The sequence below is a fragment of the Pantoea folii genome (assembly GCF_056678875.1).
This window is the reverse complement of sequence record NZ_JBWXON010000009.1, coordinates 86,231-107,655: the sequence shown is the minus strand read 5'-3', so window position 1 is coordinate 107,655 and position 21,425 is coordinate 86,231. Positions and strand designations below refer to the sequence as shown.

Annotated in this window: 18 protein-coding genes; 11 read left to right on the top strand and 7 right to left on the bottom strand. The window is 53.5% G+C overall.

The annotated features are described in order from the left end of the window. Positions 1 to 32 precede the first annotated feature (32 nt). Entirely contained in the window at positions 33 to 932 is a 900-nt protein-coding gene (locus AC1MDE_RS12435; RefSeq protein ID WP_480344579.1) for a LysR family transcriptional regulator, read from the top strand. Positions 933 to 1,212: 280 nt separating this feature from the next. After that, positions 1,213 to 1,359: a Hok/Gef family protein gene (locus AC1MDE_RS12430; protein ID WP_097118356.1), complete on the top strand. Its 147-nt coding sequence runs from the start codon at positions 1,213 to 1,215 to the stop codon at positions 1,357 to 1,359. Between the two features lie 144 nt (positions 1,360 to 1,503). Here the strand turns inward: AC1MDE_RS12430 and lpdA are convergent, their stop codons facing one another. The 4 genes from lpdA to pdhR all read right to left on the bottom strand — a co-directional run bounded on the left by lpdA (position 1,504) and on the right by pdhR (position 8,567). Beyond that, positions 1,504 to 2,928, bottom strand: a complete 1,425-nt coding sequence (lpdA, locus tag AC1MDE_RS12425) for a dihydrolipoyl dehydrogenase (RefSeq protein WP_034829692.1) — start codon at positions 2,926 to 2,928, stop codon at positions 1,504 to 1,506. Positions 2,929 to 3,103: 175 nt separating this feature from the next. Beyond that, positions 3,104 to 4,993 (bottom strand): pyruvate dehydrogenase complex dihydrolipoyllysine-residue acetyltransferase, encoded by a 1,890-nt coding sequence (gene aceF / locus AC1MDE_RS12420; RefSeq protein ID WP_480344578.1) that lies wholly within the window; start codon positions 4,991 to 4,993, stop codon positions 3,104 to 3,106. 14 nt (positions 4,994 to 5,007) lie between these two features. Next, entirely contained in the window at positions 5,008 to 7,674 is a 2,667-nt protein-coding gene (gene aceE / locus AC1MDE_RS12415) for a pyruvate dehydrogenase (acetyl-transferring), homodimeric type (RefSeq protein ID WP_034829620.1), read from the bottom strand. Positions 7,675 to 7,802: 128 nt separating this feature from the next. Then, positions 7,803 to 8,567 (bottom strand): pyruvate dehydrogenase complex transcriptional repressor PdhR, encoded by a 765-nt coding sequence (gene pdhR / locus AC1MDE_RS12410; protein WP_034829622.1) that lies wholly within the window; start codon positions 8,565 to 8,567, stop codon positions 7,803 to 7,805. Between the two features lie 513 nt (positions 8,568 to 9,080). On the opposite strand from pdhR, the gene aroP reads away from it, so the two are divergent. The 3 genes from aroP (at position 9,081) to AC1MDE_RS12395 (ending at position 12,955) form a co-directional block, all read left to right on the top strand. Beyond that, on the top strand, positions 9,081 to 10,436 hold the full coding sequence (gene aroP, locus AC1MDE_RS12405) for an aromatic amino acid transporter AroP (protein ID WP_034829625.1): 1,356 nt from the start codon (positions 9,081 to 9,083) through the stop codon (positions 10,434 to 10,436). A gap of 162 nt (positions 10,437 to 10,598) precedes the next feature. Then, a complete protein-coding gene (locus AC1MDE_RS12400) occupies positions 10,599 to 12,005 on the top strand; it encodes a glycoside-pentoside-hexuronide (GPH):cation symporter (RefSeq protein WP_058960886.1) in 1,407 nt (468 codons plus the stop codon). Next, the gene (locus AC1MDE_RS12395; protein ID WP_058960887.1) at positions 12,002 to 12,955 is read left to right on the top strand and encodes a glycoside hydrolase family 43 protein; all 954 of its coding nucleotides are present in this window, start codon (positions 12,002 to 12,004) and stop codon (positions 12,953 to 12,955) included. Before AC1MDE_RS12400 ends, AC1MDE_RS12395 begins: the two co-directional genes overlap by 4 nt. On the opposite strand, the gene ampE is transcribed toward AC1MDE_RS12395, so the two are convergent. Then, entirely contained in the window at positions 12,937 to 13,791 is an 855-nt protein-coding gene (ampE, locus tag AC1MDE_RS12390; protein WP_058960888.1) for a beta-lactamase regulator AmpE, read from the bottom strand. The genes AC1MDE_RS12395 and ampE overlap by 19 nt on opposite strands. A gap of 16 nt (positions 13,792 to 13,807) precedes the next feature. Then, positions 13,808 to 14,359 carry a 1,6-anhydro-N-acetylmuramyl-L-alanine amidase AmpD gene (gene ampD / locus AC1MDE_RS12385; protein WP_058960889.1) on the bottom strand — a complete coding sequence of 184 codons (552 nt, stop codon included), beginning with the start codon at positions 14,357 to 14,359 and terminating at the stop codon, positions 13,808 to 13,810. A gap of 181 nt (positions 14,360 to 14,540) precedes the next feature. Between ampD and nadC the strand changes: the two genes are divergently transcribed. From nadC to hofC, 4 genes are all read left to right on the top strand, one after another. Beyond that, positions 14,541 to 15,437, top strand: coding sequence for a carboxylating nicotinate-nucleotide diphosphorylase (gene nadC / locus AC1MDE_RS12380; protein ID WP_058960890.1), 897 nt, complete (start codon positions 14,541 to 14,543; stop codon positions 15,435 to 15,437). 178 nt (positions 15,438 to 15,615) lie between these two features. Further along, on the top strand, positions 15,616 to 16,059 hold the full coding sequence (gene ppdD / locus AC1MDE_RS12375; RefSeq protein ID WP_058960891.1) for a prepilin peptidase-dependent pilin: 444 nt from the start codon (positions 15,616 to 15,618) through the stop codon (positions 16,057 to 16,059). Continuing rightward, a complete protein-coding gene (gspE, locus tag AC1MDE_RS12370) occupies positions 16,059 to 17,447 on the top strand; it encodes a type II secretion system protein GspE (RefSeq protein WP_058960892.1) in 1,389 nt (462 codons plus the stop codon). The genes ppdD and gspE overlap by 1 nt, the downstream gene beginning before the upstream one ends. Beyond that, on the top strand, positions 17,440 to 18,639 hold the full coding sequence (hofC, locus tag AC1MDE_RS12365; RefSeq protein ID WP_058960893.1) for a protein transport protein HofC: 1,200 nt from the start codon (positions 17,440 to 17,442) through the stop codon (positions 18,637 to 18,639). Before gspE ends, hofC begins: the two co-directional genes overlap by 8 nt. Before the next feature lie 166 nt (positions 18,640 to 18,805). On the opposite strand, the gene AC1MDE_RS12360 is transcribed toward hofC, so the two are convergent. Further along, the gene (locus AC1MDE_RS12360; protein WP_058960894.1) at positions 18,806 to 19,846 is read right to left on the bottom strand and encodes a GMP reductase; all 1,041 of its coding nucleotides are present in this window, start codon (positions 19,844 to 19,846) and stop codon (positions 18,806 to 18,808) included. A 219-nt stretch (positions 19,847 to 20,065) separates the two neighbouring features. Between AC1MDE_RS12360 and coaE the strand changes: the two genes are divergently transcribed. Further along, positions 20,066 to 20,674, top strand: coding sequence for a dephospho-CoA kinase (gene coaE / locus AC1MDE_RS12355; RefSeq protein ID WP_058960895.1), 609 nt, complete (start codon positions 20,066 to 20,068; stop codon positions 20,672 to 20,674). A 4-nt stretch (positions 20,675 to 20,678) separates the two neighbouring features. Continuing rightward, the gene (zapD, locus tag AC1MDE_RS12350) at positions 20,679 to 21,422 is read left to right on the top strand and encodes a cell division protein ZapD (protein WP_034829657.1); all 744 of its coding nucleotides are present in this window, start codon (positions 20,679 to 20,681) and stop codon (positions 21,420 to 21,422) included. The last annotated feature ends 3 nt before the right edge of the window (positions 21,423 to 21,425 follow it).

The following is a 21,425-nucleotide window of genomic DNA, read 5'->3' as shown; positions in this document are numbered from 1 at the left end:
ATTTTCGTTGATTTAGTGAATGGAATTCAGCAATGAACAACTACCATGCATCAATGCAGGAACTGGAGATGTTTGCCGCTATCGCGCAGCATTTGAGTTTTCGCAAAGCCGCAGAGGAGCGAAATGTCACGCCCTCGAGCCTGAGCCACGCCATGCGCAAGTTTGAGGAACGGTTGGGAGTGCGTCTGCTGCACCGCACCACGCGGAAAGTGGCGTTGACCGAAGCCGGCGAGCGATTCTTGCTGCGTATCCAGCCAGCGCTGGCCGATCTTTCACAGGCGGTGGATGAACTAAATGACTGGCGTCGCGATCCTCGTGGCGTGCTGCGCATAAGCATGCCGCGTTCGGCGGAGGCGCTGTTTTTCCAATCCGTCATTTTACCGTTCGTGCAACGCTACCCTGAGATTACGCTGGAGATCGACAGCAATGACGCGCTGGTGGATATCGTTGAGAGCGGTTTTGATGCGGGCGTGCGCTATGGCGATGTACTGGCGCAGGATATGGTCGCGGTGCCTTTTGGCAAGCCGATGCGTGCACTGGCGGTGGCCAGTCCGGCTTTTCTTGCTCAACATGGCGTTCCGCAGTTCCCGGCGGAGTTATTGCAGTTTCCCTGTATTGAACGGCGCTTTCCGAGCGGACGTCGCTATCGTTGGGAATTTTGGCAAGACGGGCGCAAGCAGGAAGTGGCGGTAAAAGGCTCACTGGTGCTGGACAATAATGAGCGCATTCTGCAAGCGGCATGTACCGGATTAGGTATCGCCTTTTTACATCAGGACGCGGTCAACGCTGCTTTGGCGGAGAGAGAATTAGTTGAAATACTTACTGAGTATACGCAGATTGAAGAAGGATTCTGGCTTTATTACCCCAGCAGGAAATACCTTTCCGCACCGCTAAGGCATTTTATTGATTGGATTAAAGATATCAATAATTAATTACATGAACACTTAACATCTTTAATTAAATACTAACGATAAAACTGAGAAGCTTAATTAAAATTAAAGATAAATTAGACGTGAAATAAGAAATAAACCGCGTAGACTGCCTGCGGGCGCTTGAGGCAATCTGCCTCAAGCATTATCAATTGAGGTGGGTTGTGGTATGAGAAACTCATGCGGTCAATTTTCATCAACCGCACGAGCGAGCAACTACCCACAACACATAAGCAATGTTAGGGTAGTTGCTTGCTCGTGCTAATGCAAGGAGTAAGTGATTATGAAGTTATCATTCAGCAAGCTGATTATCGGCGGGCTCATGCTATTAGTATTGTGCCTGGTGAATCGCAATACACTCTGTGAATTACGATTCAAGGTATTCACTGCTGAATTATCTGCGGTAATGGCTTACGAAGTCAGGCCGTAACACTTCAATAGCAGGGGTTCGCCCCTGCTATTTCCGGCAGGGCTTATGCATTAGCTCCAGCGCCTTATTTATCGATTCAATTTAATAGAACCCGTAATAAAAAACGGCTCCATTAAGGAGCCGTTTCTTTATTTAGCAAAAAAATTATTTCTTTTTCGCTTTCGCGTTTGGCAGGTCTGTGATGCTACCTTCAAACACTTCTGCCGCCAGACCAACTGACTCATGCAAGGTTGGGTGCGCGTGAATGGTCAATGCGATGTCTTCTGCATCACAGCCCATTTCAATCGCCAGACCGATTTCACCCAGCAGCTCGCCGCCGTTGGTGCCGACAATCGCGCCACCGATCACACGGTGAGTTTCTTTGTCGAAGATCAGTTTGGTCATACCGTCTGCACAATCAGAAGCGATTGCACGGCCAGAAGCAGCCCACGGGAAGGTGGAGACTTCGTAGCTGATCCCTTTCTCTTTAGCTTCTTTCTCGGTCAGACCTACCCAGGCAACTTCTGGCTCGGTATAGGCGATAGAAGGAATCACTTTCGGGTCGAAGTAGTGTTTCAGACCAGAAATCACTTCTGCCGCGACGTGACCTTCGTGCACACCTTTGTGCGCCAGCATTGGCTGACCGACGATGTCGCCGATAGCAAAGATGTGTGGCACGTTGGTACGCAGCTGTTTGTCGACGCGGATGAACCCACGATCGTCCACTTCCACGCCCGCTTTACCCGCATCCAGGCCTTTACCGTTTGGCACACGGCCAATCGCCACCAGCACTGCGTCATAACGCTGCGCTTCAGCCGGGGCTTTTTTGCCTTCCATTGACACGTAGATACCATCGTCTTTCGCTTCAACAGCGGTCACTTTGGTTTCCAGCATCAGGTTGAATTTTTTGCTGATACGTTTGGTGAAGACCTTCACCACGTCTTTATCGGCAGCAGGGATAACCTGGTCAAACATCTCAACCACGTCGATCTCTGAACCCAGCGCGTTATACACGGTGGCCATTTCCAGACCGATGATGCCGCCGCCCATAACCAGCAGACGCTTAGGCACTTCTTTCAGCTCCAGCGCGTCTGTAGAGTCCCACACGCGTGGATCGTTGTGTGGGATGAATGGCAGCTCAATCGGGCGCGAGCCTGCAGCGATAATCGCGTTGTCGAAGTTGATGGTGGTTGCGCCACCCTCACCTTCCACCACCAGGGTGTTAGCACCGGTGAATTTACCCAGACCGGTTACCACTTTCACTTTACGGCCTTTCGCCATACCGGCCAGACCGCCAGTCAGTTGGGTGATAACTTTTTCTTTCCAGGTACGGATCTTGTTGATGTCAGTTTGCGGCTGGCCAAACACGATACCGTGCTCTTCCAGTGCTTTGGCTTCTTCGATCACTTTCGCAACATGAAGCAGCGCTTTTGACGGGATACAGCCTACGTTCAGACAAACACCACCGAGGGTGCTGTAACGCTCAACGATTACGGTTTCCAGACCTAAATCAGCGCAACGGAAGGCTGCAGAGTAACCTGCAGGACCTGCCCCAAGTACCACGACTTGAGTTTTAATCTCTGTACTCATCATGACCTCTTATTAGATTGCCGGCGGCCAGACGTAGAGCCTATCCCAGGCTCTGCATGCCCTAAATCCACCGGGACATTTCACCGCAAGAGTTTACAGAATTGTTAATAAACTGCCAACCGCGGCAACTCCGAATGCTTACAACAAGGCCGGCATTTGCCGGCCTTGATTAACTTCACATCACCAGACGGCGAATGTCGGACAGTGTGTTGTTGATGATGGTGATAAAGCGCGCACCATCAGCACCGTCGATCACGCGGTGGTCGAAGGAGAGAGAGATTGGCATCATCAGACGCGGTTCAAACTCTTTACCGTTCCACACCGGTTCCATCGCAGACTTAGACACACCGAGGATCGCCACTTCTGGCGCATTCACGATAGGTGCGAAGTGCGTGGTGCCCAGGCCACCAAGGCTGGAGATGGTGAAACAACCGCCCTGCATATCGCCAGCGGTCAGCTTGCCATCACGCGCTTTCTTAGAAATTGCCATCAGCTCACGCGACAGTTCAGTGATGCCTTTCTTGTTCACATCTTTGAACACCGGAACCACCAGACCGTTTGGCGTATCAACCGCCACACCGATGTTGATGTATTTCTTCAGCGTCAGGCGTTGTGCATCTTCAGACAGTGAACTGTTGAAACGCGGCATCTGCTCCAGCGCAGCGGCAACGGCTTTCATGATGAACACCACAGGGGTGAACTTCACATCCAGCTTACGTTTTTCCGCTTCGGCGTTCTGCTGTTTACGGAACGCTTCCAGATCGGTGATATCAGTCTTGTCAAAGTGCGTAACGTGCGGGATACCCACCCAGTTACGGCTCAGGTTCGCACCCGAGATCTTCTGGATACGACCCAGTTCCACTTCTTCCACTTCACCGAACTTGCTGAAGTCCACTTTCGGCCAAGGCAGCAGACCCGGCAGGCTTCCGCCACTTGCCGCGGCAGCCGGAGCCGCTTCTGCGCGTTTCACTGCATCTTTCACGTAAGACTGTACGTCTTCTTTCAGGATGCGACCTTTACGGCCGGTGCCTTTGACTTTCGCCAGATTGACACCGAACTCGCGCGCCAGGCGACGAATCACCGGGGTAGCGTGGACGTAAGCGTCGTTTTCAGCAAACTCACCTTTCGCGTCAGCTTTCGCCGCAGGTGCTGCAGCAGGTTTCGCTGCCGCTGGAGCCGGAGCCGCTTCCTGTTTCGCCGCAGGTGCCGCAGCAGCAGGCGCAGCGCCTTCTACTTCGAACACCATGATCAGTGAACCGGTGCTGACTTTATCGCCAGTAGAGACTTTCAGCTCTTTGACGATACCTGCGAATGGCGCAGGCACTTCCATCGAAGCTTTATCGCCTTCAACCACGATCAGTGACTGCTCAGCGGTGACTTTGTCGCCCACTTTCACCAGCACTTCAGTGACTTCAACTTCATCGCCGCCGATGTCAGGCACGTTGACGTCTTTCGCGCCACCCGCAGCAGCAGGGGCTGCAGCCGGAGCCGCTTCCTGCTTCGCCGCTGGGGCCTCAGCCGGTGCAGCACCTTCTGCTTCGAAGATCATGATCAGCGAGCCGGTATTCACTTTATCGCCGGTGGCGATTTTGATCTCTTTCACCACGCCCGCGAACGGTGCTGGCACTTCCATTGAAGCCTTGTCGCCTTCAACGGTAAGCAGAGATTGTTCAGCTTCAACTTTGTCGCCGACTTTCACCAGAATCTCAGTAACTTCAACTTCATCACCGCCGATATCTGGAACGTTGACCTCTTTGCTGACGGCCGCAGCCGCCGGAGCAGGAGCCGCTTCCGCTTTTTTCTCTTCTGCCGCTGGTGCAGCAGCCGCTGCGCCTTCGGCTTCAAAGATCATGATCAGCGAACCGGTATTCACTTTGTCACCGGTAGAGATTTTAATCTCTTTCACTACGCCAGCCTGTGGCGAAGGTACTTCCATTGAGGCTTTATCGCCTTCCACGGTGATCAGCGACTGTTCAACTTCAACTTTGTCGCCCACCTTCACCAGGATTTCGGTGACTTCAACTTCGTCTGACCCGATATCCGGTACGTTAATTTCGATAGCCATTACTCTCTTACCTCTTAAGCCAGACGCGGGTTAACTTTATCGGCATCGATGCTGAATTTGGTGATTGCTTCTGCCACCACTTTCTTATCGATTTCGCCGCGTTTAGCCAGCTCACCCAGCGCAGCAACCACAACATACGATGCATCCACTTCGAAGTGGTGACGCAGGTTTTCACGGCTGTCTGAACGACCGAAGCCATCGGTACCCAGTACGCGATAATCGCTTGAAGGAACGTAGCTGCGAACCTGTTCTGCGAACAGCTTCATGTAGTCGGTTGAGGCAACAGCTGGCGCTTCATTCATCACCTGAGCGATGTACGGGACGCGTGGGGCTTCGGTTGGATGCAGCATGTTCCAGCGCTCACAATCCTGGCCATCACGAGCCAGTTCGGTGAACGAGGTGACGCTGTAAACATCAGAACCGATGCCATAGTCTTTCGCCAGGATCTGTGCCGCTTCACGCACGTGACGCAGGATAGAACCTGAACCCAGCAACTGCACTTTGCCTTTGCTACCGTCTACGGTTTCCAGCTTGTAGATACCCTTACGGATACCCTCTTCCGCACCCTGCGGCATCGCAGGCATGTGGTAGTTTTCGTTCAGCGTGGTGATGTAGTAGTAGATGTTTTCCTGCGCTTCGCCGTACATACGTACCAGACCATCTTGCATGATGACCGCCACTTCGTACGCGTAAGACGGATCGTAAGAGATACAGTTCGGGATAGTCAGCGACTGAATGTGGCTATGACCATCTTCGTGCTGCAGGCCTTCGCCGTTCAGCGTCGTACGACCTGAGGTGCCGCCGACCAGGAAGCCTCGCGCCTGTTGGTCGCCCGCCAGCCACATCAGATCGCCGATACGCTGGAAACCGAACATCGAGTAATAGATGTAGAACGGAATCATCGGCAGGTTGTTGGTGCTGTAAGAGGTCGCCGCCGCCAGCCAGGATGAACCTGCGCCCAGCTCGTTGATCCCTTCCTGCAGAATCTGGCCTTTCTCGTCTTCTTTATAGTAAGCAACCTGCTCACGGTCCTGCGGGGTGTACTGCTGGCCGTTCGGGCTGTAAATACCGATCTGACGGAACAGACCTTCCATACCGAAGGTACGCGCTTCATCCGCAAGGATTGGCACCAGACGATCTTTGATCGACTTGTTCTTCAGCATCACGTTAAGGGCACGTACAAACGCGATGGTGGTCGAGATCTCTTTGTTCTGCTCTTCCAGCAACGGTTTGAACTCTTCCAGCGTTGGCATCTCCAGCTTCTCGCTGAACTCTGCCTGACGGGTTGGCAGGTAGCCACCCAGCTTCTCACGCTGACCGTGCAGGTAGTTATACTCGTCAGAACCTTTCTCGAAGGTCACGTACGGCAGGCTTTCGATCTGATCGTCAGCCACTGGCACGTTGAAGCGATCACGGATGTAGCGAACGCCATCCATGTTCATCTTCTTCACCTGGTGCGCGATGTTTTTACCTTCCGCTGTGTCACCCATACCATAACCTTTGATGGTATGTGCCAGGATCAGGGTCGGCTGACCTTTGGTGTCCTGCGCTTTTTTCAGTGCCGCGTAGATTTTCTTCGGATCGTGGCCACCACGGTTCAGGGCGAAGATCTCTTCGTCTGACCAGTCTTTCACCAGTGCAGCGGTCTCCGGGTATTTACCGAAGAAGTGCTCACGCACGTAGGCGCCATCACGGGATTTGAAGGTCTGGTAGTCACCATCAACGGTTTCGTTCATCAGCTGGATCAGTTTGCCGCTGGTGTCCTGCTTCAGCAGTTCATCCCAACGTGCGCCCCAGATCACTTTAATCACGTTCCAGCCAGCACCGGCAAAGATGCCTTCCAGCTCGTTGATGATTTTGCCATTACCGGTAACCGGGCCATCGAGGCGCTGCAGGTTACAGTTAATGATGAACACCAGGTTGTCCAGCTTCTCACGGGTGGCGATGGTGATCGCACCTTTAGATTCTGGCTCATCCATCTCGCCATCACCGAGGAAGGCGTAAACGGTCTGGTTAGACGTGTCTTTCAGGCCACGGTGTTCCAGATATTTCAGGAACTTCGCCTGATAGATCGCGTTCAATGGACCGAGGCCCATAGAAACGGTTGGGAACTGCCAGAAATCAGGCATCAGTTTCGGGTGCGGGTAAGAAGACAGACCTTTACCGTGCACTTCCTGACGGAAGTTGTTCATCTGCTCTTCAGTCAGACGGCCTTCAAGGAAAGCACGTGAGTAGATGCCTGGAGAAATATGACCCTGGAAGTAAACCAGATCGCCGCCGTCTTTATCACTGCGCGCACGGAAGAAGTGGTTGAAGCACACTTCATAAATGGTGGCAGAAGACTGGAAAGATGAGAGGTGACCACCCAGCTCCAGATCTTTCTTCGATGCACGCAGGACCGACATAATGGCGTTCCAGCGAATTGCGGAACGGATACGACGTTCAAGAGAGGTGTTGCCCGGATAATCCGGTTCATCTTCAACAGCAATAGAGTTGATGTAGTTACTGATAGCCGATGCACCGCCAGCCACTTTCACGCCACCTTTGCGTGCTGCGTTCAATACCTGATCAAGCAGATACTGCGCGCGCTCAACACCTTCTTCACGGATGACCGATTCGATCGCCTGTAGCCAGTCACGAGTTTCGATCGGATCCACGTCATTCTGTAAACGTTCTGACATGGGGTGTGTTCCTTATCTGTGTCTAATACGTTGAATTATCAGGAGCCTGTCTGCTTGTGCTTTGCTTCTGGTTCACAGCACAAGTAAGACAGGCCCGTCGTTTATGTCCGCACGTTCGTTGCCGTGCGTTATTCCTTACGTTGCTGTAAACGACGCAGGGAGCGTTCACGACGGCTCTGCTCCCGACTTCTATCCAGCAAGATTTCCTCAATAAACGCCAGGTGACGATGGGATGCCTCGCGTGCTTGTTCTGGCTCACGAGCCACAATCGCCTCAAAAATACTGGCGCGGTGACCGCTCACTTTCGCCAGCATTTCCCGGCGAGCGTAAAGCAATTCGAAATTCTGACGGACGTTTTGTTCCAGCATAGGGCCCATGGAACGCAGCAAATGTAAAAGCACCACATTATGGGCGGCTTCTGTGACAGCGATCTGATACTTCATCACTGCATCTGCTTCAGCATCCAGATCGCCGCTGTCCTGCGCCTGTTGGATGTGAACATGGCAGTCGCGAATACGCTGCAAGTCTTCATCCGTGCCACGTAGCGCCGCATAATAGGCAGCAACACCTTCCAGCGCGTGACGGGTTTCCAGCAGGTCAAACTGGGATTCTGGATGTTCGGCAAGCAGGCTGACTAAGGGATCGCTCATGCTTTGCCAGAGATTTGTTTGCACGAAGGTACCACCGCCCTGACGGCGTAGCAGCAGGCCTTTGGCTTCCAGGCTCTGAATCGCTTCGCGCAGGGATGGACGTGAGACATCAAACTGTTTCGCCAGTTCGCGCTCGGGGAGAAGCTTTTCACCTGGCTGGAGCGTCCCTTCCATAATGAGAGACTCCAACTGTTGCTCGATCGCATCGGAGAGCTTGGGTTGGCGAATTTTACTGTAAGCCATCTTCCCTTCTTATTGTGAAAACGTCCGGAGTAAATTGGTAATACCAATTGAAAAATGGTGCCCGTAAAGTAACAAAGTATTCACCTTGTGTCTATATGGCAGGCATCACACTTCCGGGGTATATCGCTGTTACAGCGCGCTAACTTACCGTGATAAAGGCATATATTTGCTCCGTAAGTGAATTGTTAACAGATTTCACTTTTACCAAACCTTACACTGAGTTAGCCCTAAGCCTTACAGGCAACCATAAGGGAAAGCTATTCGTGTTTATTGATTTTTCATGTCAGAAATAGCGCGAGCGACACCCAGTGGATAGTGCTGCTTTTTCAGCCATCTCTCAGCACAAAAAGCAAAAGCAGGTGCAAAGCGGCGCGCTTATCACTATTCTGGTCGCCATGGTAGTTTCAGCATGCACACAGCACGCCAAATACCGTAAAGAAAAGAATACATTGCGTAAAACAGCCTTACAGTGCGCGCACTGCAGGTGCACAATAACAACATCACGAGGTTTGTATGGAACAACAGCATGGCGAATCGCTGCACCGCGGCCTGAAAAATCGCCATATTCAGCTGATTGCGCTGGGCGGTGCCGTGGGTACTGGCCTGTTTCTGGGTAGCGCATCAGTGATTAAATCGGCCGGTCCGGCCGTGATTCTCGGTTATGCGATTGCAGGATTTATTGCCTTTCTGATTATGCGCCAGTTAGGTGAAATGGTCGTGGAAGAGCCGGTTGCCGGCAGCTTCAGCCACTTCGCCTATAAGTACTGGGGCAACTTTGCCGGTTTCGCCTCTGGCTGGAACTACTGGGTGCTGTATGTCCTGGTTGCGATGGCTGAACTGAGTGCCGTCGGTAAATACATCCAATTCTGGTATCCCGAATTCCCGACCTGGGCCAGTGCGGCGATCTTCTTCGTCGTCATCAACGCCATTAACCTGACCAACGTAAAAGTGTTTGGGGAAATGGAATTCTGGTTCGCGATCATCAAAGTGGTCGCGGTTATCGGCATGATCCTGTTCGGCGGCTGGCTGCTGTTCAGCGGCAACGCCGGTCCGCAGGCCAGCGTCACTAACCTGTGGAGCCAGGGTGGATTCCTGCCACACGGTATGACCGGTCTGGTGATGATGATGGCGATCATTATGTTCTCGTTTGGTGGTCTTGAGCTGGTGGGTATCACGGCGGCTGAGGCTGACAATCCGCAAGAGAGCATCCCGAAAGCCACTAACCAGGTACTGTGGCGTATCCTGATTTTCTATATTGGTTCACTGGCAGTGTTACTGTCATTGCTGCCATGGACGCGCGTCACCGAAGAGACCAGCCCGTTTGTGTTGATCTTCCACGAATTGGGTGATGCCTTCGTCGCCAACGCGTTGAATGTGGTGATCCTGACGGCGGCGCTGTCGGTCTACAACAGCTGCGTGTATTGCAACAGCCGTATGCTGTTCGGCTTAGCGCAGCAGGGCAATGCACCTAAAGCGCTGCTCAATGTTGATAAACGCGGCGTGCCAGTGGCAACCATTTTGGTCTCTGCTGTAGCCACAGCGCTGTGCGTCCTGATCAACTACCTGATGCCGGGCGAAGCCTTTGGCCTGCTGATGTCACTGGTGGTCTCTGCGCTGGTGATCAACTGGGCGATGATCAGCCTCGCGCACATGAAATTCCGTAAGAAGAAAGACCAGCAGGGTGTGACCACGCGCTTTAAAGCCGTGCTCTATCCGTTTGGTAACTGGCTCTGCCTCGCGTTCATGGCGGCCGTACTGGTCATCATGGCGATGACGCCGGGTATGGCGATTTCTGTGTGGCTGATTCCTGTCTGGATCATTATCCTGGCAGTGGGTTACACCATCAAAAATAAAGTGCAAAAAGCCTAATGTATGCCCTTGCCCGGCGCGTCAGCGTCGGGCAACATTCCTGATCTGCCTCACACTTTTCTGCGCCCACCTGTTTTGTCCATCTACGTGACCAATTGTTCCCCAGCAGGTTACTGATTTAACGCTGATAATTTCGTCTCACCTTTTCGCGGGAGACGAACAATGAAAGGCGCAGCGCTCTCATTCAGAGAGAAACTGGGATATGGCATGGGCGATGCCGGATGTAATATGATCGGCGGTGCGATCATGCTTTTCCTTAACTATTTCTACACCGATGTGTTTGGTCTCGCACCCGCGCTGGTCGGTACACTGCTACTTTCTGTTCGCGTGCTGGATGCCGTCACCGATCCCATTATGGGCGCCATCGCCGATCGTACCCAAAGCCGCTGGGGACGTTTTCGCCCGTGGCTACTGTGGGTTTCCGTCCCCTATGTGCTGTTCAGCGTGCTGATGTTCACCACGCCAGACTGGAGCTATGACAACAAAGTTATCTGGGCCTTTGTCACCTACTTCCTGATGTCGCTCACCTACACCGCCATCAATATTCCTTACTGCTCGTTGGGCGGTGTGATCACCAACGATCCCGGTGAACGCGTCTCCTGCCAATCTTACCGCTTTGTGATGGTGGGCGTGGCGACACTGATCCTGTCGCTCTCTCTGCTGCCGATGGCCGAGTGGTTTGGCGGTGACAACAAAGCACGCGGATACCAAATGGCGATGAGCGTGCTGGCACTGATTGGCCTGGCGATGTTCCTGTTCTGTTTTGCCACGGTTCGCGAACGTATCCGTCCAGCCGCGCCCAGTAATGATGATTTGAAGAAAGACCTGCGCGACGTCTGGAAAAACGATCAATGGGTGCGCATTCTCCTGCTCACCTTCTGCAATGTTTGTCCTGGCTTTATCCGCATGGCCGCCACCATGTATTACGTTACCTGGGTAATGGGACAATCCACGCATTTTGCCACGCTGTTTATTAGCCTGGGTGTGATTGGCATGATGTTCGGCAGTACGCTGGCAAAAATCCTCACCGACCGCTGGTGCAAGCTGAAGGTGTTTTTCTGGACCAATATCGCGCTGGCACTCTTCTCGTGCGGTTTCTATTGGATTGATCCTCATGCGACTGTGGCGGTTGTCGTCGCCTACTTCCTGCTGAATATCCTGCATCAAATCCCGTCACCTCTGCATTGGTCGCTGATGGCGGATGTCGATGATTATGGTGAATGGAAAACGGGGAAACGCATCACCGGCATGAGCTTCTCCGGTAACCTGTTCTTCCTCAAAGTGGGTCTGGCGGTGGCCGGTGCGATGGTTGGTTTCCTGCTGTCTATTTATGGCTATGACGCGGGTGCAAGGCAGCAGGCTCCCAACGCCATCAACGGCATCATGCTGCTGTTTACCGTGATTCCCGGGGTCGGCTATCTGATCACCGCCGGTGTAGTGCGCTTGCTGAAGGTGGATCGCAAACTCATGCGCATCATTCAGGATGATCTTGCGCTACGCCGTGCCAACGCACGTGAATTATCCCCTGCCTCCCTGACTGTCACCCCGCAACCTGGAGAGATCAAATGAGCTGGCCAAATCCCTTTATTACCCAACGCGCCGATCCATTTATCCTGCGTCATGGCGAAGGCTACTACTTCGTGGCATCGGTGCCGGAATATGATCGACTCGAAATCCGCTACGCTGACACACTGAATGGACTGATTGAGACGGAGGCGATTACGGTGTGGCGCAAGCCTGATACCGGGCCGTATAGTGCGTTAATTTGGGCGCCGGAACTGCATCACATCAATGGACAATGGGTGATTTACTTTGCTGCTGCCCCAACGCGCGACATCAAAGATGGCCTGTTTCAGCATCGCATGTATGCGCTGGTGTGTGATGACAGCGATCCGCTTTCCGGCCACTGGCAACCTGTTCGCCGAGTGTTTACCCCAATCGACTCTTTCTCGCTTGATGCGACGCATTTCGTGCATCAGGGCAAAAACTGGTATCTGTGGGCACAGAAGGATCCCGCTATTCCGGGTAATTCCAATCTCTATCTCGCGGAATTGCTTAATCCCTGGACGCTGAAAAGCGCACCGGTGATGCTCAGCCGGCCGGAGTATGAGTGGGAGTGTGCAGGCTTTAGCGTTAATGAGGGCCCAGCAGTTATTCATCACGGCGATCGGCTGTTTGTCACCTATTCCGCCAGCGCAACTGATGAGAATTACTGCCTGGGAATGCTCAGCATCGACATGATGGCCGATCCGCTCGACAGCACTGCCTGGCAGAAATCTGCGCGTCCAGTCTTCACCACCAGCTGGGAAAATCAGCAGTATGGGCCGGGGCATAACAGCTTTATGCGGGACGAAAACGGCAGGGACGTGCTGGTGTATCACGCGCGGAATTACACGGAAATTGAAGGCGACCCGTTATGGGATCCTAACCGCCATACACGACTGAAGTACATTGAATGGCGCGAAGACGGCACACCAGATTTCGGTGTACCGCCAGCCGATCACACCAGCGTGCCGTAAATGGTCAGCAACGCGACCACAACCACCAGCACTAACGATATCCGCTTCGCCAGCGCCACGGCCACCCGTGGCGTTTCCACTTTATCCATGTGTGGATCACGTGCTAACGAGAACTGTGCCAGGCTGGTCAGCACCTGATATTGCGAACGATGGCGATCGCTCAATGAGGCAAACCACGCAGGCAATGCCCGCTCTCCGTGGCCTAACAGCGCATAAGCCACACCTGCCAGTCGCACCGGGATCCAGTCCAGCACGTGCAGTATGCTGTCTACACCTGACTGCGCGCGCTCCAGTGGAGAATGGTATTTTGCCAGCCAACTTTGCCAGGCACGCAGGAAGGCATAACCCACCAGCAGCACCGGTCCGTAAGGGCCACCGACCACAAACCAGAACAGTGGCGCGAGGTAAAAGCGGAAGTTAATCCAAATCAGCGCATTTTGTAGCTCACGTAAAAACTCACGCTCACTGCACTCAACGGGTACACCATGAATCAGTGTCAGTTCCGCTGCCATGGCCTGATGCGCCGCTTCATCATCGTGGCTGGCGGCTTTCAGGTAGCGATGATAGTGCAGACGCACAGAACCTGCGCCGATACACAGCAAGCCCACCACAATCCAGAATGCCAGTTGTGCCACGCCAAACAGAATGCCTTTCAGACTCCACACCAACAGCCAGACGATCAGCATCGCGATGAGGGTCATCACCAACGTGCGCAGCAGTGAAAATCGCTGGCGTCCGCGAAACAGCGGCTCCAGACGATGATCCAGTTGCCAATGCTCACCCAATTTAAACAGGCGTTCCCAACCTAACACTAATAACAAGCTAAACAACGTCATACCTGCTCCTGCTGTTTCAGGGATTCTCCTGCCTGATAGACTCTTTATAGCGTATCCAGTCAAATGCGGGGCCTGGATCGGTTTTGCGCTGTGGCGCGATATCGCTGTGTCCGGTGATGCGTTCCAGCGTCAGCGGATAGTGCTTAAGCAACAAGGCCGTGACCTTTTTTAAGGTCTTATACTGCGCGTCGGTATACGGCAACGTATCCGTGCCTTCCAGCTCAATGCCCATCGAGAAATCATTACAGTTTTCTCGCCCGGCAAATTGCGACACACCGGCATGCCATGCACGCTGATCAAACGAAACATACTGCACCAACTCACCATCACGACGAATCAGGCAGTGCGCCGCCACGCGCAGCTGCGCGATATCGGCAAAATAGGGGTGAGCATCCGGCGGCAAGGTCCCGGTAAACAGTTGATCAATCCACGGGCCACCAAATTCACCCGGCGGCAAACTGATATTATGGATAATCAGCAACGAGGGAATTTCATTTTCCGGTCGTTGGTTAAAGTGCGGCGAGGGCACTTTGCGCGCGCTGGAAATCCAGCCATCTTCCAGTTTCATGTTCTAAATCCCAGGCTAAATCAGGCTGAGAATAACATGTTTCCCCTTTTCGGCTTGTGACTTAATGCGAATGGCGAACAGTGTTAAGGATACTAAACATTTCGGCTATCACGACTGGCAACAGGCTATAAATCAGGCTAAGGTGAGCGCAGTTAAATCCGATTAATGGAGTGGCATAAGCATGGCATCGCGTCGTTACGATCCCGATCATCGTCGTCAGGAACTGATTAAGCGTATTGAGCAGGACATCCCCGAAGCCGTTGCGCGCGCACTTCGGGAGGATTTGGGTGGTGAGGTGGATGCTGACCGTGACATCACCGCCCTGCTCTTACCGGAAGATAAACAGGCCGAAGCACAGATCATCACGCGTGAAGCCGGTGTTTTTTGTGGTAAACGCTGGGTGCAGGAAGTGTTTATCCAGCTTGGCAATAAAGTCACGATTGTCTGGCATGTCGAAGATGGCCAAAACGTCGCAGCTGACCAGCTGCTATTCGAGTTAAAAGGTCCGGCCCGGCTGCTGTTAACCGCTGAACGAACTGCATTAAATTTCGTCCAAACCCTTTCCGGCGTGGCCACGGAAGTGAGTCGTTATGTCGACTTGCTCGACGGCAGCGAAACGCAATTGCTGGATACGCGCAAAACCTTGCCTGGCCTACGCACAGCGCTGAAATATGCCGTATTGTGTGGCGGCGGCAGTAACCATCGGCTGGGTCTTTCCGATGCCTTCCTGATCAAAGAAAACCATATTATTGCCAGCGGTTCGGTACGCAAAGCCGTTGAGAAAGCGCTGTGGCTGGCTCCCGATGTGCCGGTTGAAGTAGAGGTAGAGAGCCTGCAGGAACTGCAGGATGCGATTGATGCCGGTGCCGACATTATCATGCTAGATAACTTTAGCTTCGAGATGATGCATGAAGCCGTCCTTCTCACCGACAAACGTGCCCTGCTGGAAGTCTCTGGTAACGTCACGGAAGCAACACTGCCGCAGATAGCTAAAACGGGCGTCGACTTCGTTTCGGTGGGCGCTTTGACCAAGCATGTGCGCGCCATGGATCTCTCCATGCGTTTTCGCGAACACTAATTTCTCTCCTCTTACCGCCGCATCTCCGCGGCGGTTTGTGAGTTATCTTCCTGTTTACTGATACTTCTTCTGCAAACGCGGCGATTCATTACATCCTGCCTTCCAGCATTAAACCGTCTCACTATCGCTTTCAGACGCCGTTTTCTACCTTAGCCGCTCCACAACAAGGAGCTGAATAATGGATAGACAACAAGGTTTTACCCTCATCGAATTGATGATAGTGATTGGCATTGTGGCCATTCTTAGTGCTATTGGCCTGCCCAGCTACCAAAATTATCTACAACGCGCCGCGCTGACTGACATGCTGCAAACCATGGTGCCTTATAAAACCGCCGTGGAACTCTGCGCGATTGAACGTGGCGGCCCCACTCAATGCCAGGCGGGTGCAGGCGGCATTCCTGCTGCCAAAGGTTCACGCTATGTGGCCTCGCTCAGTGTCGTGAATGGCGCCATCACCATAACGGGTCAGGAGAGTCTTACCGGGTTGAGTGTAGAAATGACACCTATCTGGAACACCACGGAAGGCACGCTGGACTGGCAACGCAGTTGCACCAGCACCAATGCCAGTCTGCGCGACAGCTGTCTTGAACAGTTCCGCTTCACCGATAAGGACACTCACTGATGGCACAGCCCAATACCCCGATCCAGACCTTATGCGCACGTTACCAGGCGGTGATGCTTCAGCATGACGCCACATCACTGCGCGTCGCAGTAGCCGAGACGCCCGATCCGCTGCTGCTGGAAGCCCTGCAATTCGCCAGTCAGTGCAAAGTGGAAGTCGAGTGCTGGCCAGCGGCACGACTGGAGCAACTCCTGCACAACCCTGATGACTCGGCGACGTTGCACGAACCGGCCGCTACCGAAACAGCGATTAATGCCGTTGAACAGATTTTGCGCCAGGCGATCCAACGCCGTGCTTCTGACGTACATTTTGAACCTCAGCAGCAGGGGTTACGCGTCCGATTACGTATTGATGGCGTCTTGCACAAACTGTCACATTTGCCAGATGCACCTACGGCTGCGGTGCTTGCCAGACTGAAAATCCTCGGCGGGCTGGATATCGCCGAGCGTCGCTTGCCACAAGATGGGCAATTCACACTGAACCTTGACGATCAACAGGCCGCATTTCGCCTTTCTACTTTACCCATTAGTCACGGTGAGAAAGCCGTGGTGAGACTGCTGCAAAGTGAAAACAGCGCGATCGCACTGGATAAACTCGGCATGCCGGTTACCCAACTCCGGTTACTGAAGCACGCGCTGGCTAAACCTCAGGGACTGATACTGGTCACCGGGCCTACCGGCAGCGGTAAAACCTTCACTCTCTACAGCGGATTAAGCGCTCTGAATGTGCCGGATAAAAATGTCTGCAGTGTAGAGGATCCCGTTGAAATTCCATTAGAGGGCATTAACCAGACGCAAATCCAACCGCGTAGCGGGCTCGATTTTAACCGTGTACTGCGGGCTCTGCTGCGACAGGATCCGGATGTGATTATGGTGGGCGAAATCCGCGATGCCGAAACGGCCAGTATTGCCGTTAAAGCGGCGCAGACCGGACATCTGGTGCTATCAACATTGCACACCAATTCGACGGCGGAAACGCTCACGCGTCTGCGACAGATGGATATTCCCGGTTACCTGCTCGGCCCGGCATTACAGTTAGTCATCGCGCAGCGTCTGGTACGACGGCTCTGCGAGCACTGCCGCCAGCCAGCGCAGGCCATTGCACATCTGCCACATGGCATTTGGCCTGGCACCTTACAAACATGGCGCGCCCCAGGCTGTGACCACTGCTTCTCGGGCTATTACGGACGCCTGGCGTTATTTGAGGTGCTGCCGATGAGTAACAAGCTACAGAACGCGATTTCTGCCGATATGCCGCTGGAGCACATCATCTCACTGGCCAATGAAGGCGGGATGAAAACCCTGCTCGCCGCCGGGTTGGAGGCTGTGAGTCGCGGTGAAACCTCCTTTGAAGAAGTTCAGCGGGTTGTGGGATTGGAGGATGGCTAATCTCTACCATTATCGCTGGCAAGCGCTGGACACGCTGGGCGCGTTACGGCAAGGAACCTCATTAGTTGCCAGTCAGGAAGTGCTCCTGCAGCAACTCTCAGATCGCGGTATGCTGCCGGTTAGCTGGCAGCGTGGGCAATGCTGGCGCACGCGTGACTGGAAGTGGCAGCACAAAATTGACCTTGTTCGCCAGTTGGCGACCTTGCTCAAGGCAGGATTGCCGCTGGCGGAGAGTCTGACGTTGCTGGCTGAGGGGCACCCGCATGCTGGCTGGCGCGAACTGCTTAATGAATTGCAACGTCGGGTAATGGCCGGAGAGGCATTTTCATCTGCACTTCGCGCCTGGCCGCAGATCTTCCCCGCGCTGTTTCCGGCATTAATGGAAGTGGGTGAACTCACCGGTCAGCTTGATGAATGCTGCCGCCAGCTGGCGTTACAGCAAAGCAAGCAACAGCACTTGAGACAGAAAGTGGTTAAAGCTCTACGCTATCCATTGTTTATCTTGCTGGTGGCGCTGGCGGTGAGTGCGGGCATGTTGCTGTTTGTGCTGCCCGAATTTGTCTCCGTGTATGCCAGTTTTGATGCCCCCCTTCCCCCCTTCACCGCCGCCGTGATGAGTCTGTCAGCATTTTTACAACAGGCAGCGCTCCCCCTGGCGATAACGATAATGTGCTTATTGTTCGGCGCAAGGTGGGTTTACCGTGGTTCTGTGCACTGGCAAATACGTGTTCATCGCTGGCTATTGCGTCTGCCGTTGCTTTCAACACTCTGGCGCGGTGGTCAGCTCAGCCAGATTTACGCCATCCTGCAATTAACGCAGCAGGCTGGACTCACGTTATTACAAAGTCTGCAAGCCGTTGAGGTCACGCTGGGATCGCCACTGTGGCGTGAAGCGATTATCGCGTTACAGCGGCATATCGCTGGCGGCTTACCACTGCATCAGGCTATGCAGCATCATCTGCTTTTCACCGCGCTCTGTGCACAACTGATCCGTGTCGGTGAGGAAGCGGGGGAGCTGGATGTCATGCTGGCACGATTAGCGGAGTGGCATGAAGCACAAACGCTGATGCGGGCTGATGCACTGGCGGCTTCGCTCGAACCCTTGATGATGATCGTGATCGGTGGAATTGTCGGGACGTTAGTGATTGCCATGTATCTGCCGGTATTTGGCTTAGGGGATGCGATTCGTTGACAGATGCGCACGGTGCGCATCTGTCTGCAACCTTCAACCTTCAACCTTCAACCTTCAACCTTCAACCTTCAACCTTCAACCTTCAACCACCGATAATCGACTTTCAGCCATCAGCCATCAGCCATCAGCCATCAGCCATCAGCCATCAGCCATCAGCCATCAGCCATCAGCGCGTGAATACCCGATTTTCCTGTTCCGCCACACGAATAAACGTGGTGCGCTTTGTCAGTTCTTTAAGGCGTGCTGCACCTACGTAAGTGCAGGCCGAACGCAGGCCGCCGAGGATATCCTTCACGGTGTCCTCCACCGGGCCGCGCAGTGGCAGACGAACGGTTTTTCCTTCCGCAGCACGATACTGGGCAACACCGCCGACATGGCGTTTCATGGCGGATTCTGAGCTCATGCCATAAAACAACATAAACTGCTCGCCCTGCTCTTCGACGATGTTTCCTTCGCACTCATCGTGCGCCGCCAGCATGCCGCCGAGCATGACAAAATCTGCACCGCCGCCGAAAGCTTTCGCGATATCCCCCGGCACTGAACAACCGCCATCGCTGACAATCTGGCCGCCAAGGCCGTGCGCCGCATCGGCACACTCAATCACCGCAGACAGTTGCGGGTAACCGACGCCGGTTTTTACACGCGTGGTGCAGACAGAACCGGGGCCAATGCCGACTTTGACGATATCCGCGCCAGAGAGAATCAACTCCTCGACCATCTCACCGGTGACCACATTACCCGCACAGATGGTTTTGCCTGGGAAACTTTCACGCACTCGCTGCAGGAATTCAACAAAGTGCTCGGAGTAACCGTTGGCAACATCAATGCAGATGAAATTGAGCTGAGGCGATAAAGCGAGAACAGCGGCGAGCTTAACGAAATCGGCTTCGGAGGTACCGGATGACACCATCACATGCCCAAGCACTGCAGCCGGCACGCGCTGGATAAATGCCTGCCAGGCTTCCACGCTGTAATGTTTATGCACTGCCGTCAGGACATTGAAGCCCGCCAGTGCTTCGGCCATGGTGAATGTGCCCACGGTGTCCATATTGGCGGCAATCACCGGAACGCCGGTCCAGTTCAGACCTGAATGCTTGAAAGTGTAGGTGCGTTCGAGTTCAACCTCAGAACGGCTTTTCAGGGTGGAGCGTTTGGGGCGGATCAAAACATCTTTAAAGCCCAGTTTTAAATCTTCTTCAATACGCATAGCTGAGTGTCCTGGTTAGTGACGACGAACCGCAGTTCGGGTAGCGCTCACGGCTCCAGTGTCGTTATCATACGCGCCATTCGTTCCGCGACAAGACTGCGAATTTCACTTTATTTAAGCTACAATCCCTTAAATTTAGCTGAGAAAATTGATTGTGATCATGCTCTCATCTTATTGCGGCTGATGGTCGCCCAATGAAGACAATTTTGAGAGAACGCTATGCCTTTTACCGTTGCGCTCACCGGAGGAATTGGCAGTGGTAAAAGCACCATTGCCAACGCTTTCACCGCGCTAGGCGTTGATATTATTGATGCTGATGTGATTGCGCGAGAAGTGGTTGAACCTGGTTCACCCGCCCTGCAGGCGATCGTTAAACGCCATGGTGAGTCAATATTGACCGCCGAAGGAGCGTTGTATCGGGCACGACTGCGCGAGATTATTTTTCAGCAGCCGAAAGAAAAAAACTGGCTAAATCAGCTGCTTCATCCTCTTATTAATGCCCGTACGCAGCAGCTAAAATTATTGGCAACGTCACCCTATGTGTTATGGGTGGTGCCGCTATTGGTTGAAAACGGGTTACAGCATCAGGCTGACCGGGTTCTGGTGGTTGATGTGGATGAAGCTACGCAGTTGCGGCGTACTCAGCAGCGTGATGGCATCACACTTAGCCAGGCAAAAAATATTCTTGCCGCACAGGCCAGCCGCGAGCAGCGTCTGGCCTGTGCGGATGACATCATCGATAACAGTGGTACGCCCGAACAGGCGTTGCCGCGCGTTGCTGAACTTCACCAGCGTTATTTACGCCTGGCAGCAACCGGACAGGATTAACATCATGAGTACAGTCGTTCTGTTTGAACACCCGCTGAATGAGAAGATGCGCACCTGGCTGCGCGTGGAGTCATTACTTAACCAACTGCATGAAACGGTGCCCGTGGTGAATTCCGTCTCTGCATTAGGGGTATTTCGCATCATTGGTGATCTGTTAGATATCTTTGAGCGCGGTGATATGCGTACCGAGTTATTGAAAGAGCTGGAGCGCCAGCAGCAGAAACTTCGCGCCTGGCTTGATGTGCCAGGTGTTGACGAGCACACCGTCAGTAGCCTGCGTGACCGATTGAAACAGCAATCCAGCGAGCTGAATGCGGCACCGCGTATGGGCCAGCAATTGCGCGAAGATCGGTTGATTGGATTGGTACGCCAGCGATTGAGCATTCCTGGTGGCTGCTGCAGTTTTGATTTGCCGAGCCTGCATATCTGGCTGCACCAGCAGCAGTCACAGCGTGATTCGCAGGTTAACGGCTGGCTGGCGTCACTGGTTCCTCTGCGCAATAGTCTGACCATGATCCTTGATCTGGTGCGTCAGTCAGGCGTATTTCGCCATCAAACCAGCCTGAACGGTTTTTATCAGGATAATGCCGAAGGTTCGGATTTGTTGCGCCTCCAGCTCACCCTCGAAGATGCGCTGTACCCGCAGGTTTCAGGCCATAAAAGCCGTTATGCCATTCGATTCCTGCCACTGGACAGCGAGCGTGGTGAAGTGCCAGCCCGATTGAATTTTGAATTAGCGTGTTGTTGAGGT